13 protein-coding genes are annotated in these 15,256 nt (G+C 70.8%); 6 read left to right on the plus strand and 7 right to left on the minus strand.

Annotated features, from left to right (window positions below):
- Nucleotides 1-10 precede the first annotated feature (10 nt).
- The gene (locus tag L3i22_RS35725) at nucleotides 11-1,210 is read left to right on the plus strand and encodes a cysteine desulfurase-like protein (protein WP_221321891.1); all 1,200 of its coding nucleotides are present in this window, start codon (nucleotides 11-13) and stop codon (nucleotides 1,208-1,210) included.
- Nucleotides 1,211-1,238: 28 nt separating this feature from the next.
- Here L3i22_RS35725 and L3i22_RS35730 read toward each other — a convergent pair whose 3' ends face one another.
- Both L3i22_RS35730 and L3i22_RS35735 read right to left on the minus strand, forming a co-directional pair.
- Complete coding sequence (locus L3i22_RS35730; RefSeq protein WP_221321892.1) at nucleotides 1,239-2,471, minus strand: NAD(P)/FAD-dependent oxidoreductase; 1,233 nt, start codon at nucleotides 2,469-2,471, stop codon at nucleotides 1,239-1,241.
- 70 nt (nucleotides 2,472-2,541) lie between these two features.
- Nucleotides 2,542-3,117: a TetR/AcrR family transcriptional regulator gene (locus L3i22_RS35735; RefSeq protein ID WP_221321893.1), complete on the minus strand. Its 576-nt coding sequence runs from the start codon at nucleotides 3,115-3,117 to the stop codon at nucleotides 2,542-2,544.
- A 143-nt stretch (nucleotides 3,118-3,260) separates the two neighbouring features.
- Here L3i22_RS35735 and L3i22_RS35740 point away from each other — a divergent pair, with 143 nt between their 5' ends.
- Complete coding sequence (locus L3i22_RS35740) at nucleotides 3,261-4,766, plus strand: MDR family MFS transporter (RefSeq protein ID WP_221321894.1); 1,506 nt, start codon at nucleotides 3,261-3,263, stop codon at nucleotides 4,764-4,766.
- A gap of 151 nt (nucleotides 4,767-4,917) precedes the next feature.
- On the opposite strand, the gene L3i22_RS35745 is transcribed toward L3i22_RS35740, so the two are convergent.
- Together L3i22_RS35745 and L3i22_RS35750 are read right to left on the minus strand one after the other, a co-directional pair.
- Complete coding sequence (locus L3i22_RS35745; protein WP_221321895.1) at nucleotides 4,918-5,388, minus strand: 2'-5' RNA ligase family protein; 471 nt, start codon at nucleotides 5,386-5,388, stop codon at nucleotides 4,918-4,920.
- 11 nt (nucleotides 5,389-5,399) lie between these two features.
- Entirely contained in the window at nucleotides 5,400-5,831 is a 432-nt protein-coding gene (locus L3i22_RS35750; RefSeq protein WP_221321896.1) for a MarR family winged helix-turn-helix transcriptional regulator, read from the minus strand.
- An 87-nt stretch (nucleotides 5,832-5,918) separates the two neighbouring features.
- Between L3i22_RS35750 and L3i22_RS35755 the strand changes: the two genes are divergently transcribed.
- Nucleotides 5,919-6,290 carry a DoxX family protein gene (locus tag L3i22_RS35755; protein ID WP_255657412.1) on the plus strand — a complete coding sequence of 124 codons (372 nt, stop codon included), beginning with the start codon at nucleotides 5,919-5,921 and terminating at the stop codon, nucleotides 6,288-6,290.
- Nucleotides 6,291-6,330: 40 nt separating this feature from the next.
- Here L3i22_RS35755 and L3i22_RS35760 read toward each other — a convergent pair whose 3' ends face one another.
- Nucleotides 6,331-7,392, minus strand: a complete 1,062-nt coding sequence (locus L3i22_RS35760; RefSeq protein WP_221321897.1) for a spore photoproduct lyase family protein — start codon at nucleotides 7,390-7,392, stop codon at nucleotides 6,331-6,333.
- Nucleotides 7,393-7,514: 122 nt separating this feature from the next.
- On the opposite strand from L3i22_RS35760, the gene L3i22_RS35765 reads away from it, so the two are divergent.
- A complete protein-coding gene (locus L3i22_RS35765) occupies nucleotides 7,515-8,342 on the plus strand; it encodes a hypothetical protein (RefSeq protein ID WP_221321898.1) in 828 nt (275 codons plus the stop codon).
- Nucleotides 8,343-8,388: 46 nt separating this feature from the next.
- Here the strand turns inward: L3i22_RS35765 and L3i22_RS35770 are convergent, their stop codons facing one another.
- Nucleotides 8,389-11,817, minus strand: coding sequence for a discoidin domain-containing protein (locus L3i22_RS35770; protein ID WP_221321899.1), 3,429 nt, complete (start codon nucleotides 11,815-11,817; stop codon nucleotides 8,389-8,391).
- A 153-nt stretch (nucleotides 11,818-11,970) separates the two neighbouring features.
- Between L3i22_RS35770 and L3i22_RS35775 the strand changes: the two genes are divergently transcribed.
- Nucleotides 11,971-12,591: a DUF305 domain-containing protein gene (locus tag L3i22_RS35775; RefSeq protein WP_221321900.1), complete on the plus strand. Its 621-nt coding sequence runs from the start codon at nucleotides 11,971-11,973 to the stop codon at nucleotides 12,589-12,591.
- Nucleotides 12,592-13,291: 700 nt separating this feature from the next.
- Nucleotides 13,292-13,573: a hypothetical protein gene (locus tag L3i22_RS35780; protein ID WP_221321901.1), complete on the plus strand. Its 282-nt coding sequence runs from the start codon at nucleotides 13,292-13,294 to the stop codon at nucleotides 13,571-13,573.
- Nucleotides 13,574-13,690: 117 nt separating this feature from the next.
- Here L3i22_RS35780 and L3i22_RS35785 read toward each other — a convergent pair whose 3' ends face one another.
- Nucleotides 13,691-15,091, minus strand: coding sequence for a DUF1996 domain-containing protein (locus tag L3i22_RS35785; protein ID WP_255657414.1), 1,401 nt, complete (start codon nucleotides 15,089-15,091; stop codon nucleotides 13,691-13,693).
- Nucleotides 15,092-15,256 lie beyond the last annotated feature (165 nt).

Genomic DNA, 15,256 nt, shown 5'->3' on the forward strand with positions numbered 1-15,256 from the left:
CACTGTCGCCATGGTCCTCGACGTGACGGCACTCCGCGCCCACTTTCCCTCCCTTGATCACGGCCTGGCGTTCTTCGACGGGCCGGGCGGCAGCCAGACCCCGCGACCGGTCGCCGAGGCGATCGTCGCGACGATGACCGGGCCGCTGTCGAACCGCGGGACGATCAGTTCGTCCGAGCTCAACGCCGAGCGCGCGGTGACCGAGTTCCGCGCCGCCTACGCCGACCTGCTCGGCGTGCCCGCGGCCGGCATCGTGCACGGGCGCAGCGCGACCCAGCTCACCTACGACTTCTCCCGGCACCTCGCCAAGACGTGGCGGCCCGGGGACGAGATCATCGTCAGCCGCCTGGACCACGACAGCAACGTCCGGCCGTGGATCCAGGCCGCCGAGCGGGCCGGCGTCACGGTCCGCTGGATCGAGCTGGACCCGTCGACCGCCGATCTGGACCTGGACACCTTCCGGCCGACCGACCGGACCCGGCTGGTCGCGGTGACCGCCGCGTCGAACATCCTCGGCACCAAGCCGCCGCTGCGCCGGATCGCCGACCTGGCGCACGAGGCGGGCGCGCTGGTCTACGTCGACGGCGTGCACTACGCGGCCCATCACCTGGTGGACGTGGCGGCGCTCGGGGCGGACTTCTTCGTCTGCTCGCCGTACAAGTTCCTCGGCCCGCACTGCGGGGTCCTCGCCGCCTCCCCCGCGCTGCTGGCGACGCTCTCGCCGGACAAGCTGGTGCCGTCGTCGAACGCGGTGCCGGAGCGCTTCGAGTTCGGCACGCTCCCCTACGAGATGCTGGCCGGCGCGACCGCCGCGGTCGACTTCCTCGCGGCCGTCGCGCCGGGCTCCGCCGAGTCCCGGCGGGCGCGGCTGACCAGCTCGTTCGCCGCGATTCACGAGTACGAGCTGGTGCTGCGGGCGCGTCTCGAGGAGGGGCTGCGCGGGTTCGGCGACGCGCTCACGATCCACTCGACGGCGGCCGACCGGACGCCGACGACGTTGCTGACCATCGAGGGCCGGGACGCGCGCGAGGCCCAGATCCACCTCGCCGGGCTCGGGGTCCTGGCGCCGGCCGGCTCGTTCTACGCCTACGAGCCGTTCACCGCGCTGAAGCTGGTCGACCCCGCGCTCCGCGTCGGCCTCGCCCCCTACAACACCGCCGACGAGATCGACCGCCTGCTGGCCGGCCTCGCGGCCTTGCTCGAGCTTTAGACCATTTGCGGGTACGGCGGGTGCCCGGTCACCACGGCTCGGCGGCGGCGCGGATGATCTCGGTGGCCCGGGCGGCGATCTCGTCGTCCGAGCCGGTCCACAGCGTGTCCTGCCAGGGGCCGGCGAACAGTCCGACCAGGGTGGGGGTGCCGTCGGCGGCGGTCGCGTCGAGCCACTCGCTGATGCAGTTCTCGGCCGGCCCGTGCACGCGGTAGTAGCCGTGCTCGGGCCAGAACCGCCGGTCGAACCGGAGGATCACCTTCTCGACCCGGCCCGCGCCGAGGTGCGACAGCGCGGTCCGGTGGGACTCCGGCAGCGGCGGGTCGAACGTGATCGCGCCGGCCGCGAGGACCGGCAGCGGCACGGTCACGATCACCGCGTCGGCCGCCTCCCGGACCTCGCCGCCGGACACGACCACCGTGCCGGGCTGGACGTCGATCCGGTCGACCGGCCGGCCGAGGCGGATGTCGAGGCCGGCGGCGAGGTGGGCGGTGAGCAGGCGGTAGCCGCCGACGATCCAGCGGTCGCCCTCGCCCACGCCCGGCTCGAAGCCGTGCCGGGCGCTGAGCCAGGTCAACGGCACGCCCGCGTCCATCACGATCTCGGCGTCGGCGAGCCGGTGGATCTGATCCGGGGTCCACGGCGCCGGAGCGCGCAACCAGTCGCCGAGGACGTCGGCGACGCTCGCCTGCGGTCCGGCGGCGGCGAGGCGGTCGCGCAGGTCGTCCTCGATGCCGTGCGGGATCGGGTGGGCGTTGAGCACGAGCGGGTCGGTGAAGTCGGTGACGACCGTGGTCAGGCCCAGTCGCTCGGCGAGGCGGGCGAGCACGTTGTCGTCGTACTGCTGGAGCCAGTTGGCGCCCAGGTCGAACGCGCCGCCGGCCACGTCGACGCCGGCGGTCCGGCCGCCGATCCGGTCCCGGGCCTCCCGGATCCGCACCTGGACGCCCCGCTCGGCGAGTGCGCGGGCGGCGGCGAGCCCGGCCATCCCGGCGCCGACCACCAGGACGCCGGGGTGACCGCGTTCGATCGCCCAGGCCGCGGCGGCGAGGCCCTGCTCGTACGCGCCGTGGGTCATCCCGGCGCGGGTCGGGTGGGTGGCCTCACCGGCGATCCGCAGCCGGTCGCCGACCGGGGTGCCCAGCGCGATCCGGTCCTGCGGGGTGCCGTGCCGGCCGATCAGGCTCCACGAGCCGCGCGCCCACGGGTCCGCACCCCAGTGCGACACCGCGGAACCGAGCAGCCTGGCCTTGATCGACATGGCCCGCACGGTAACAGCCCCGCCGGGCGGGCGCGGGCTACGTCCGTACCCTCAAATCGGGTCTTGGGTCTTAGTCGATTTTGATCAAAGACCGGGCGATGTCGCGGGCGACCGTGCTGATCTCGGCCTCGGAGGCGTTCAGCCCGCGCGAGGCCATCAGCACGATGTTGACGCTGAGCAGCGCGGCGCGGACCCGCAGCGCCTCCTCGACCGGGGCGTCCGGGCCGGTCAGGTGGTCGAACAGCTCGGTCATCTTGCCGAACGCGTTCTCCCGGCCCTTGCTCTGGTGCAGCTCGCGGACCACGTGCTGGTTGGCCATCGCGAACTTCATCGCGGCGGCGCCGCTGCCGACGCTGAGGTCGATCATGCGCTCGACGGCCTGGGCGCGCAGCTCCGGGCTGGGCGGCTGCGCGACGGCCCAGGCGACCAGCTCCTCGATCGCGTCCAGGTGGGCCTGGAAGATCGACAGGACGATCTCGTCCTTGCTGTTGTAGTGGTAGTAGAGCGCGGCCTTGGTGATCCCGAGCCGCTCGGCGATCTCGCGCAGCGAGGTGCCCTCGTAGCCCCGCTCGGTGAACAGCTCGATGGCCACCCTGCGGATCTCCGCCTTCGTGTCGGCGCCTCGCCGCTGACCTGCCGTCGCCATCGCTGTCCGTCCTCCCGATGCATCACGCCGTTTGCTAACTTACCGTGCGGCAAGTAGGCTACTAACCGGCCGGTAAGTAAGAATACCGAAAGAAGTCCGCCGTGACACAACCTGAACCCATCCGCTTCACTCACCGCGAAATCATGGTGACCATGAGCGGCCTCGTGATCGCGATGCTGCTCGCCATGCTCGACAACATGATCGTGGCACCCGCGCTGCCCACGATCGTCGGCGACCTGCACGGCCTGAACCATCTGGCCTGGGTGACCACCGGCTACGTGCTCGCCTCCACGGTCGCCACCCCGATCTGGGGCAAGCTCGGCGACCTGCTCGGCCGGCGCGTCACGTTCCTCACCTCGATCGCGATCTTCCTGGTCGGCTCGGCACTCTGCGGCATGTCGCAGAACATGGGCGAGCTGATCGCGTTCCGCGCGGTCCAGGGCCTCGGCGCCGGCGGCCTGATGGTCGGCGTCATGTCCGTCCTGGCCGACATCGTGCCGCCCCGCGAGCGCGGCAAGTACCAGGGCGTGATGATGGCCGTCATGCCGGTCGCGATGATCGGCGGCCCGCTGGTCGGCGGCTTCATCACCGACAACCTGAACTGGCGCTGGGCGTTCTACGTCAACCTGCCGCTCGGCCTGGTCGCGCTCGGCGTCTGCTGGTTCGTGCTGGCCAAGCTGCCCCGCGGGGCCGGCAAGGCGCGCATCGACTGGCTCGGCGCCGCCCTGCTCAGCGTCTGGATCACCGCGTTCGTGCTGATCACCACGTGGGGCGGCAGCCAGTACGACTGGTCCTCCCCGCAGATCCTCGGCCTGCTCGCGCTGACCGTCGGCGCGTTCGTGGCGTTCATCATGGTCGAGCGCCGCTCCGCCGAGCCGATCATGCCGCTGTCGGTCTTCCGGAACCGCAACTTCGCACTGGCCGGCGCGCTCAGCCTGATCGTCGGGTTCGCGATGTTCGGCGGCATCACCCTGCTGCCCCAGTTCCAGCAGTACGTGCAGGGCGCCTCGGCCACCAACAGCGGCCTGCTGCTGATGCCGATGATGATCGCCGCGATGACGGTCTCGCTGATCGGCGGCCAGCTGATCACCCGCACCGGGCACTACCGGGCGCTGCCGATCGTCGGGACCGTCCTGATGACGGCCGGCCTGGGCCTGTTCGCCACCATGGACACCGGCACGTCGCGGTTCATGACCAGCGTGTTCATGGTCGTGCTCGGCGCCGGCATGGGCTGCCTGATGCAGACCACCATGCTGATCGCGCAGAACAGCTCGCCGATCAACGCGATCGGCGCGGCGACCGGGGCGGCCACCTTCCTGCGCAACATGGGTGGCTCGCTGGGCGTCTCGCTGCTCAGCACGATCTACACCAACCACCTGCTCGACTCGCTCGCCGACAGCGGCGGCTCGGCGGCGACCAGCACCGGCTCGGCGGCCGGGATGACGCCGGCGATGCTGCGGGCACTGCCCGAGCCGGTCCAGCACGCGTTCGCGGTGGCGGTCAGCAACGGGATCGGCGCGGCGTTCGTCTGGGGCGCGGCGGCGGCCGCGGCCGGGATCGTGGTGGCGCTGTTCATCAAGCACGTGCCGCTGCGCGGCTTCGCGGACGCGCCGAAGCCGGCGCCGGTGGTGGCTCTGCAGGACGCCTGACCGGCCACGAGTCACGGCAGGCAAGCACGGCAGCGGGCGGCGATCATCGATCGCCGCCCGTTTCCCTGCCGGCCGCGGCCCCGGCCCTGATGCCGGCCGCGTTTCATGCCCCGATGCCGGCCACGGCTCATGCCTCGATGTCGGTCACGGCTCATGCCTCGATGTCGGTCACGGTTCGCGCCTCGGTGTCGTAGCTGCGGGCCGCAACGAAAGAGCACTCTCGGGAATCGGGGCGGCCGATCTCTGCCGGGAGCCGGTCGAGCATGTCGCCCGGGGCCCTGAGGGCCAGGCTGACGTGCGGGAACCACTCCCCCGGCGGCGGCCACGCGCCGGGCAGCGCCGACCAGACCCGCGAGTGCAGATCCCGCAGCTCGGCGGTCGGCGTCACCGGCCGGACCAGCGCCCGCCCGAGCCTGCGCACCGGCCCCAGCTCGGCGACCAGCGGCAACGTCAGCTCCGGCAGCCCGTCGAGCGACGCGGCCCGGACCACGGTCAGGTGCGGGCGATTCGTCGGGTGCCCGTGATCGGCCAGGCTCGGCAGGCCGGCATCACGAAGAAGAGCCCATTCCCGCCGTACGGCGAAATCCTGCTCTTGATCTAAAAGCAGCTCGACGGTGCGCATCCGGCGATCGGTCAGCCGCAGCCGTCCGCGCCGGCGACCTTGCTCAGCAGGTGCTCGAGCTGATCGCGCTCGGCGCTGGAGAGCGCGGCGAACAGGTCGTCGTCGGCCCGCTTGAGAACCTTGTCGACCACCTCCAGCGCGGTCGCGCCCCGAGTGGTGATCCGGACGATGTGGCGGCGGCGGTCGGCCGGGTCGCGCTCGCGCGACGCGTAGCCCAGGCCTTCGAGCTCGTTGAGGACCGCGACCAGGGCGCTCGGGTCGACGCCGAGCAGGTCGATCAGGGACTGCTGGTTCACCGGGCCGCGGGCGAGATGGCTCAGCGTGAACATGGACCGCATGTTGAGGCGCTGAGTAGCCAGAGTCTGGCGGACGCGGGCGTCGGCCAGTGCGCCGCGGCCGGCGAGCAGCATGCCCAGTTGGACAGGTATCGCGGTCTCGGCCATGCCGCCATCATAGCCAGCCTCACAATTGTTGCCCTCCATAAATCGTTGTAGGCTTCCAACGATTTACACAGAGCCATGGTTTCTTTGATGCCATCGTTGGAGGCTGTCATGTTTCTCGCCTACGCCATCGTCGGCGGCCTGTTCGGGCTGGCCAACATCAACTCCGCCGTCGCGAAGATCCGCGGCGTGGAACGGGTCACCGGCGTGCTGTCGGCCGCAGGGGTGCCGAGATCCTGGTTCGTGCCACTGGCGCTGCTGAACATCGCCGGTGGGCTCGGCCTGCTGATCGGGATCCTGTGGCGGCCACTGGGTGTCGCCGCGGCGGTCGGGCTGGTTCTCTACTACGCCGGCGCGGTGATCACGCACGCGCGGGTCCGCGACGTCAAGGGCATGCCGCTGCCGGCCGTGCTGCTCGCGTTCGCGGCGGTCACGCTCGCGCTCGCCGTCGCCTCGGCCTGAGCACGCGGCTTTGCCGCGCAGCGGTCAGAAGGCGTAGCGGTCAGAAGGCGTAGCGGACGTGCAGGTAGGGCGTCCGCGCCGCGATCAGGTCCAGCAGCGCGGCGACGTACCGGCCCTTCTCGCCGGTGCGGTAGCGGACGTTCCAGGAACCGTTCTGGGAGAGTTTCGGCTGCTGGAGGGCGGGGCGCCAGATCAACTCCTCGGCCTTCGGGTGCCAGCCGAGGTTGACCTCGTGCAGCTCGCGGTTGTGGGTCAGGAAGATGACCTCGGCCGCGAGCTGCTTCTTCGCCGCCGGCCCGATTCCGGCGTCCAGCTGGTCGAGCAGCGCGGCCCAGTCGGCCAGCCAGCCGTCCCGGACGACGACCGGGCTGAAGTTGACGTGCACCTCGTACCCGGCGGCGACGAAATCGTCGATCGCGGCGATCCGCTGGTCGATCGGCGAGGTCCGGATGTCGAGGATCTTGGCGTCCGCCTGCGGCATCAACGAAAACCTGATTCGGGTACGGCCCCGCGGGTCCCAGTCCAGCAGTTCGCGGTTCACGTGCTTGGTGGCGAAGGACGCCTTCGCGCCCGGCATCCAGCGGAACAGTTCGACCAGGTCGCGGACGTTGTCGCTGATCCGGGCGTCGACGCTGCAGTCCGAGTTCTCGCCGATGTCGTAGACCCAGGCGAGCGGATCGCACTCGTTCGGGGCGGGTTTCGGGCCCTGGCGGCTGGCGTGGCCGGACACGTACGCCGCAATCTTTTCGATGTTGGCGAAGACCGTGATCGGGTTGCTGTAGCCCTTGTGGCGCGGCACGTAGCAGTAGGCGCAGGCCATCGCGCAGCCGTTGGCGGTGGACGGCGCGATGAAGTCGGCGGAGCGCCCGTTCGGCCGCGCGGTCAGTGTCTTCTTGACGCCGAGGACGAGCGCCTCGCGCTTGATCCGCACCCACCGGTTGACGTTCGTCTCGTCGCCGTGGAGTTCCGGGATCCGCTGGTGACTCGCCACCTCGACCCGTTGGGCCGCGGGGAACCGGGCCAGGATCTCCCTGCCGCGCGGGAGCTGGGCGGCGGCCGGCTCGAAGTAGATGCGGCGAACATCCAGCAGGTCACCAGTCATGACCGGGGAAGGATACGTCGCCGGCGGCGCCCGGCCGGTCCGGCCGGTTGACAGTCACCTGGACGGCGTAGTGCACTATTCGATAGAGCTCCACTCTATCGAAGAGACAGGACCGGCACACCATGACCGTTCGCCGGCGCCTCGCGGCGTTGCTCGCACTGACCGTTGCGCTGTCCGGCTGCTCGCCGGCCGGCGCCGAATCGCCATCCGCCGGATCGACGGCGACCGCCCCGACAGCGGATGACTGCGGCGACGCCGCAGCCACCGTCCAGAAGCACCTGAACAGCTCCGACGTCACCACCGTCACGGTGAACGGCCAGTGCACCAACGTCACGATCGACACCGGCCTGACCGACGCGGACACCGCCCGCGGGCGGAAGCTCTGCGAGAGCGCCGCCGAGGTCGCCTACGTCGGCGACGTCAACTCGGTCACCGTCCGGAGCAAGTCGAAGGCCGAGCTCTCGATCGGCATCCCCGGCGCGGCCTGCCTGTCCGCTGCCGGCGACGGCGCCGGCGCTCCGGCCGGCGATGCACCTCAGGCCGGCGATGAACCCGCCAGCACGCCGTCGCCGAGCCATCAGCCGACGCCGGCCGCCACGAAGAAGCGCACCCTGCCGCCCGGCTCGGTGGTGACCGTGCAGCCGATCGTGCCGACCATCGAGTACTTCCGGGTCAAGCGGAAACCGGAGTGCCGGTCCGTCAAGGACGGTGTCGTCCACGAGGGCGCGCCGGCGATCCTCGAGTGGCAGGTCACCGGCACCGGCAAGGTCCAGCTCAGCGTCGACGGGCCGGGCCTCTACGCGGAGTACGGCCCGAGCGGGTCGGACTCGCTGCCGTTCCCCTGCGATGTCGCTCCGGGCGCCACTCAGTCGCACAGCTTCACGCTGACGGCGATCGGCCTCGGCCGGAACAGGTCCCGGACCCTGGTGGTCAAGGCCCAGGCCGGATGACGCACGACGCGCCCGGCCGGCCGGCCGGGCGCGTCACCGCGATCCGCTACGAGCGGTAGACCCCGAACTCGTAGAGCGAGTAGCCGTAGGCGGTCGCTCGCCCGGTGTTGTTCACCCGGACGTATCGCCCGGATCCGCTGATCGAGAGCGTGTCGAAGCCGCCGTCACCCGCGGTTGTCGAGTAGACGTTGGTCCAGGTGTTGCCGTCGTTGGACGTCTGGATCTGGTACGAGGTGGCATACGCCGCCTCCCAGGCCAGCGCGACCTTGTCGAACGACTGCACCGAGCCCAGGTCGACCTGGAGCCACGACGTGTCCACCCATTCGCTGGCCCATCGGGTGCCGTAGTCGCCGTCGACCGCGTAGGACGGCAGCTGCGGCCCGTTCGTCCCGGTCGGCTGGTACGTGGACGCGGTCGCCGTCTTGCCCTTGGCCAGGTTGGTCCCGGCGATGACCGGCGGGACCACCTTGAACGAGCGCTGCTCGATCCCGACGTTGCCCTGGCCGTCGTAGGCGTAGACGTAGACCTTCCAGACCCCCAGGGTCTCCGGCGCGGTCACCGTGAACCGGCCGTCGGCGGTCTGGGTGTAGTTCAGGTGTCGCAGACCCTTGTTGCCGTTGATGTGCTTGTCGCTGGCCAGCAGGTTGTAGCGGATAGCGTCGCCCTGCGGGTCGGACGTGGTCGTGCTGACCGTGAACGTCCCGCCGGCCGGCACCGCGGTCGGCGTGCTGACCGTCATGGCGGAGATCTCCGGCGCGGTGTTCGGCACCGGCTGACCGGTGTACGCCTCGCGCAGCGCCGCGTAGCCGAGCCGCCGCCAGCCACCGGTCGTGGTGTTCAGCCACACCCCGCCGAAGTCGTTCTCCAGGCCGTAGTGGAACTCGGTGGCCCCGAGCGCGACCCCGGCATGCCCCTTGATCGCGTTCCAGCTGTACGCGTAGCCGGCCTTCTTCTGCAGGTCGGTGGGTTCGGTCGGCACCCCGTTGGCGTCGTTGGGCACCTCCCACTCCCCGGCCGGCCCGCCCTCGGTGAGGATGTACGGCTTGGTGTAGCCGCCGGCGATCCAGTCCCGCTTGACGGTGTCGATCGCGCCGTACGAGTTGACCGCGAGCAGATCGAGCGCCGGCGCGTACTGCTTGTAGTACGTCCAGGCGTACGTGTACGCGTCGGTCGAGGTCACCGGGTGGTTCGGGTCGGCCCCGTGGATGGTGTCGGCGAGCTCGTTGACGAACTTCGCGTACCCCACCCGCCGCGCCTCGACCTCGGCCGCGGACAGCCCGTAGTTCTGCATCTCCAGGATGACCTCGTTGCCGACGTCCCAGAGCAGCACGCCCTGCCGCCCCTTGAGCTGGTTCACCCAGTTCAGCACGTCGGCCTTGGCGGCGGTCTTGTACGCGGTGTCGTTCACGTAGTCCGCGCCGTGGTTGAGCCACAGCCCGACGATCACCTTGATGCCGAAGCGGGCCGCGGTGTCGAGCAGGAGCGGCGTGTTCGCGTCCGGTCCCCAGATCCGGATCGTGTTGACGCCCATGTTCTTCAGGTCGCGCATGTAGCCGTCCGCGGCGGCCTGCGGCGGGCCGTACGTCATGCCCTTGACCAGCCACGGCGTGCCGTTCACGGTCAGCGTCCAGTTGCCCTGGCTACCGGTGACCTTGACGACGCTGGGCCCGGCCGGAACGGCCGGATCGGTCATCGCCGCCGCGGTCGTCCCGGACGCCTTGGACACCGTCACCGAGTCGACGCTGAGCACGCCGCCGGAGGTGGTGTCCGCGGTCGGGGTGGTGAGCCCGGCGATCGCGTTCGGCAGGGAGCCGCCGACCGCGAGGTCGAGGCGCAGGTAGAAGCCGTGGTGCACGGCCGCATCCCAGGCGGCGACGCCGACCTGCGACTCCCGGACCACCCAGGACTGCCGGCCGTCGAGGTAGAACCGGATCTCCTCGTCGGTCTTGGTCCGGTCGATGACCTGCGAGTACTCGTGGTAGCCGGCTTGGCAGCCGACGCAGGACGCGAGGCCCGAGGACCGTCCGGTGTACTCCGCGCACGGCCCGTCCGGGGCGGTGCCGCAGTGCAGCGTCTGGGCGAGCTGGTCGCGGCCGTTGACGTCGGTCATGATGTCGGTCTCGCCGACCGACGGCCAGTTGGTGAAGTTTCCGCGGTAGGCGGCGCCGGTCGCCCGGAAGCCGGGCCAGTAGCCGAGGCCGTTGGCGACGCCCGGCTGCTTGAGCACCGCGCTGAACTTGAGCAGTTCGCCCGGCTGCGGGGCGAAGTCGGTGCGCTGCGTCTCGATCCGGCCCGAGGTCCACTTGCCGGCGCCGTCGCGGATCGCCTTGATGCTCAGCTTGCCGGCGCCGTCCAGCGCGAGGTTGGCGGTGGCGTTGCTGGCGGTCTCGACCGAGCCGGTGCCCCAGTTGGCGGCGCCGCCCGGGTACTGCGTGCCGGTGCGGGTCAGCCAGTTCGCGGCGGACGGCGAGGTGTTGGCCGAGCCGTCGAAGTTCTCCTGCCAGACCGTCGTGTAGGTGGTGGGATCCTGGGTCGGCGGCGGGGTGGTGGTCGTTCCGCCGCTGGTCAGGACCTTGAACTCCCAGAGGGAGTAGCCGTAGCCGTTCGCTCGCGCGGTGCCGTACATCCGGACATATCGCGCATTTGCCGAAATATTCAGGTTTTCGGTGCCGCCGGCGCCGGTGGTGGTGCCGTAGGCCTTGGTCCAGGTGGTGCCATCCGGACTTGTCTGAATTTCATAGGCTTTTCCGTACGCGCTCTCCCACTGCAGGACCACGCCGCAGATCGCCTTGGTGGCGCCCAGGTCGACGCGGATCCACTGCGGGTCGGCGAACAGGCTGGACCAGCGGGTGCCGTCGTTGCCGTCGACGGCCTTGTCCGCGCTGACGTCCGCGCCCTCCGACGACGAGGCGGTTGCGGGCTGGCCCTGGGCCGCGTTGGTCGTGCAGTCACCGGTCGGGGGCGTGGTGCCGATCGAGCCGTAGACCTTGAACTCGTAGAGCGAGTAGCCGTAGCCGGAGGCGCGGGCGGTGCCGTAGAGCCGGACGTATCGTCCGCTGCCGCTCACGGTCAGCGTCTCGGTGCCACCGGCACCGGCCGTGGTGCCATAGATCTTGGTCCAGGTGGTCCCATCCGGGCTTGTCTGGATTTCGTACGACTTTCCGAAAGCGCCCTCCCACTGCAGGACGACCTTCGTGACCGTGGCGGTGGCGCCCAGGTCGACGCGGATCCACTGCGGGTCGGCGAACACGCTGGACCAGCGCGTCCCGTCGTTCCCGTCGAAGGCGTTGGCCGGGCCGACGTCCGCGCCCTCCTGGGACGAGGCGGTGGCCGGCTTGCCCTGCGAGAGCAGGGTGTCGGCGGCGCTGGCGGCGGTGGTGACGGCGACGGCGGCGAGGCCGAGCAGCAGCACCACGAAGGCGGCGAGGACGGACGGTCTGCGGCGACGCAGATCCGGCCCGGACATCTGACTCATGATCACACCCCAACGGGGACTCTTGCGGGACGGGACCTGTTCGGAATCAACAGGGAAAGCGCTCTCCAAGCGAATGCGATTGTTTCGCTCATGTTGCCGGAGGTCAATACTTCCCATTGACATCCCCGGTTCCGGAACTGCAAGCTCCGCAACGTGAAAGCGAATCCCCGCCCCGTTGTCCTGGCCATCGCCGTGGGGTTGCTCACGGTCACCGGCTGCGGCGCCGCCTCCCCCGCCGGCCCCTCCCCCGCTCCTGGCGCCACCTCGCCCGCCGCCCCCGCCGCCGCCGGGGCCGCCGCCCGATCCGCCTCCGGGGCCGCCCTCGGCCCCGCATTCGGTGGCACCGACCTCGCCTGGATCGAGATCAACATCGCGATGGACGAGGAGCTGCTGCCACTGCTCGAGCTGACCCCCGCGAACAGCTCGTCGGCCGCGATGAAGAAGGTGTCCGCGCAGGTCAAGACGTTCACCACGGAGGAGCTGGGCACGCTGCGGCAACTTCACGACGAGGCCGGGCTGCCGGCCGAGAACCCGCACAAGGGCATGCCGATGCCCGGCATGGTCACGCCGGCCCTGCTCGCCTCGGCGGGCGCGCAACGCGGGGCGGCCTTCGACACCGTGCTGGCCAAGAGCCTGCGGGAACACCTGAACCAGAGCCACCAGCTCGCCACGAGCGAACAGTCGGCCGGCGCCGAATCACGCACGAAAGCCCTGGCCGCGCGCATTTTGGAAACGCGGGCGGCGGCGCTCGAGGCCCTCCAGAAAGATTTCTGAGATATTTCGCTGAAAAGCGTTATCGAGGGTTCCCGGCCTCGTCCCCCGCAGAAAACAGCCCCCACCCTCACCAAGGGGGGCTGCCCCGTTCCATTGTGACGCCCGGGAGCGATCTTGGTCGGGTGGCCTGTGGACAGACCCGCAGTGTGGATAACTCGCGCGGAAACTCTTGAGCGGTCGCGCCGGCGACACGATCGCGTTGCTGGACGACCGGCACGCCAGGGCTGTCGGCGGCTGGTCACGGCTGTTCGACCGAGCGGCGTCCGCCGCGGGTCTCTGCCGCGGGCGCCACCTCCGGTCCGCAGCCGGTTCCGCAGCTGGTTCCGCAGCTGGTTCCGCAGCTGGTTCCGCAGCTGGTTCCGCAGCTGGTTCCGCAGCTGGTTCCGCAGCTTGCCAGACGACATCCGCCGCTGGTCACCGCTGCGGCCGCCGCGTCCGGATTGCGGTTTCTTGCGTTTTTTGCACACCACCCGGGGGTACGGCGGCAGCCCCGTCGACCGGCCCGGCTGGCATTGACGGTCGAGATCCGGGCCGGAAGCAGCCGTGGCCGCCAGCTGAGCAGGCCCGGCTGGCGCTGGCGGCCGGGATCGAGCCGGGGAACAACCGTAGCGACCAGCCGAACCGGCCCGGCTGGTGCTGGCGATCAGGACCCGGGCCGAGACGACCGCGGCGACCGGCCGGACGCGCTTGGCCGGTGCTGGTGGTCGAGGCCGGAGCCGGGCTGCGGCTGGGCTGCGGCTGGGCTGGGCTGGGCTGCGGCTGCGGCTGCGGCTGGGCTGGGCTGGGCTGGGCTGCGGCTGGGCTGGGCTGGGCTCTGCGGGTGCGGGTGCGGGTGCGGGTGCGGCTGGGCTGGGCTCTGCGGGTGCGGGTGCGGGTGCGGGTGCGGGTGCGGGTGCGGGTGCGGGTGCGGGTGCGGGTGCGGGTGCGGGTGGGCTCTGCGGGTGTGGGTGCGGGTGCGGGTGCGGCTGGCGTGCGGGGGTGACTGGTGGAGGCACCCCGGCCGGGGGCAGTCTGTGCTGGTCCCCGGCCGGGGGCGGTCAGGCGGTGACGCTCACGGCGTACCGGGAAAGGGGTTTGGGGTTAGCAGGGGTTTTGGGGGTCAGGGGAGTTCGTAGTTCTCGTTGAGGGCGGCGCCGCGGTCCGGCTTGTACTGGTCGAAGCCGCGCGGGTTGCACTGCAGGCCGCCGTTGATGCAGTGGGTGGTCAGGGCGGCGAGCACGGCCGGGTCCCAGGCGTTGTAGACGTCGTAGTGGAACGAGTAGCCGCGGCCGCTGGCGAAGTGGACGTTGGCCATGTTGCCGCTGACCGGCCAGGCCATCTTGAACTCGATCATCGGGACGGCGACCGGGTGGGAGGCCGGGCAGACGCCGACGATCGGGTACGCCATGTGGCTCTTGTGGTCGGGGGTGTCCAGGTGCAGGCCGTCCCAGCAGCTCGGGGCCTGGAGCCGGACGTTGAGCTGGGAGCCGGCGACGCAGTTCGCCGGGATGTCCCAGTTGCGGGTGAGGTCGCCGCACTCGAAGCCCTCGACCGCGCCCGGGTGGTTGCGGAACTCGTCGAGGGTGGAGGTGGGGCTGCCGACGACGTAGCGCAGGCCCGCCGGGAACGGCCGGACGCTGGTGTAGTCGAGCACGCCGCTCTTGTAGTAGATGACCTGCGGGCCGTCCGGCTGGACCGCCGTGTCGCCGTTGAGCAGGGTCGGCATCCAGTAGCCGGTGCGGTCCCCGGGGGTGATGCAGGACGTGGTGCCGGCCTGCAGCGAGGCGAGGGTGGTGTTGGCGTTCGTGGTGCGGTTGCCCATGAACGTGTGCGAGTGCGAGGCGCCGGGCAGGCCGGGGAAGACGATCGGGTCGTCGTTCAGGTTCGTCCGGCTGACCGAGCAGTTCGCCTGGAACTCGCGGTGCGTGACCGGCGGGTTCTGGGCCGGCGGGATCTTGGTGGACGGGACGACGCCGGTGACCGGCGGGTTCGCCATCACGTAGCCCGGGCCGTCGGAGGCCGGCGGCGTGACCGACGACGTTCCGTAGACCTGGAACTCGTAGAGCGAGTAGCCGTAGCCGGTGCCGCGCTGGGTGCCGTACACCCGGACGTAACGGCCGGAGCCGTTGACCGCCAGGGTCTGGTTGCCGCCGGCCGCCGTGGTGGTGCTGTAGATCGTGGTCCAGGCGTTGCCGTCGGGCGAGGTCTGGATCTGGAAGGCCTTCGCGTACGCGGCCTCCCACTGCAGTTTGACCTGCGTGATCGTGGCGGTGGAGCCGAGATCGACGCGGAGCCACTGCGGGTCGGCCCACAGGCTGCCCCAACGGGTGTCGGAGCGGCCGTCGACCGCGGCGATCGCGGGGGACTCGCCGTTCTCGGTCGAGGAGGCGAGCGCCGGACGGCCCTGCGAGAGCAGGGTGTCGGCGGCGTAGGCCGACGGGTTGGCGGCGACCAGCATGGCGCCGGCCAGGGCGAACGCGCTCAGCGGCGCGATCAGCCATCGCAAGGTTCTTCTGTTCACGGGGGGATCTCCCAAGGCTTGGAGGACGGAACGCTTGGAGAGCGCTTTCCATACTTCGAGCTGTTCACGACGTACGTCAATGGTTTGGGGTTCCGGAACATCGCCGGCCGCCCAGCCGCCGCCCGTGCCGCGGCCTGGAGCCCAGCGGGCGGAAAGCGCTCTCCA

This window comes from Actinoplanes sp. L3-i22, from assembly GCF_019704555.1.
Classification (GTDB): Bacteria; Actinomycetota; Actinomycetes; order Mycobacteriales; family Micromonosporaceae; genus Actinoplanes.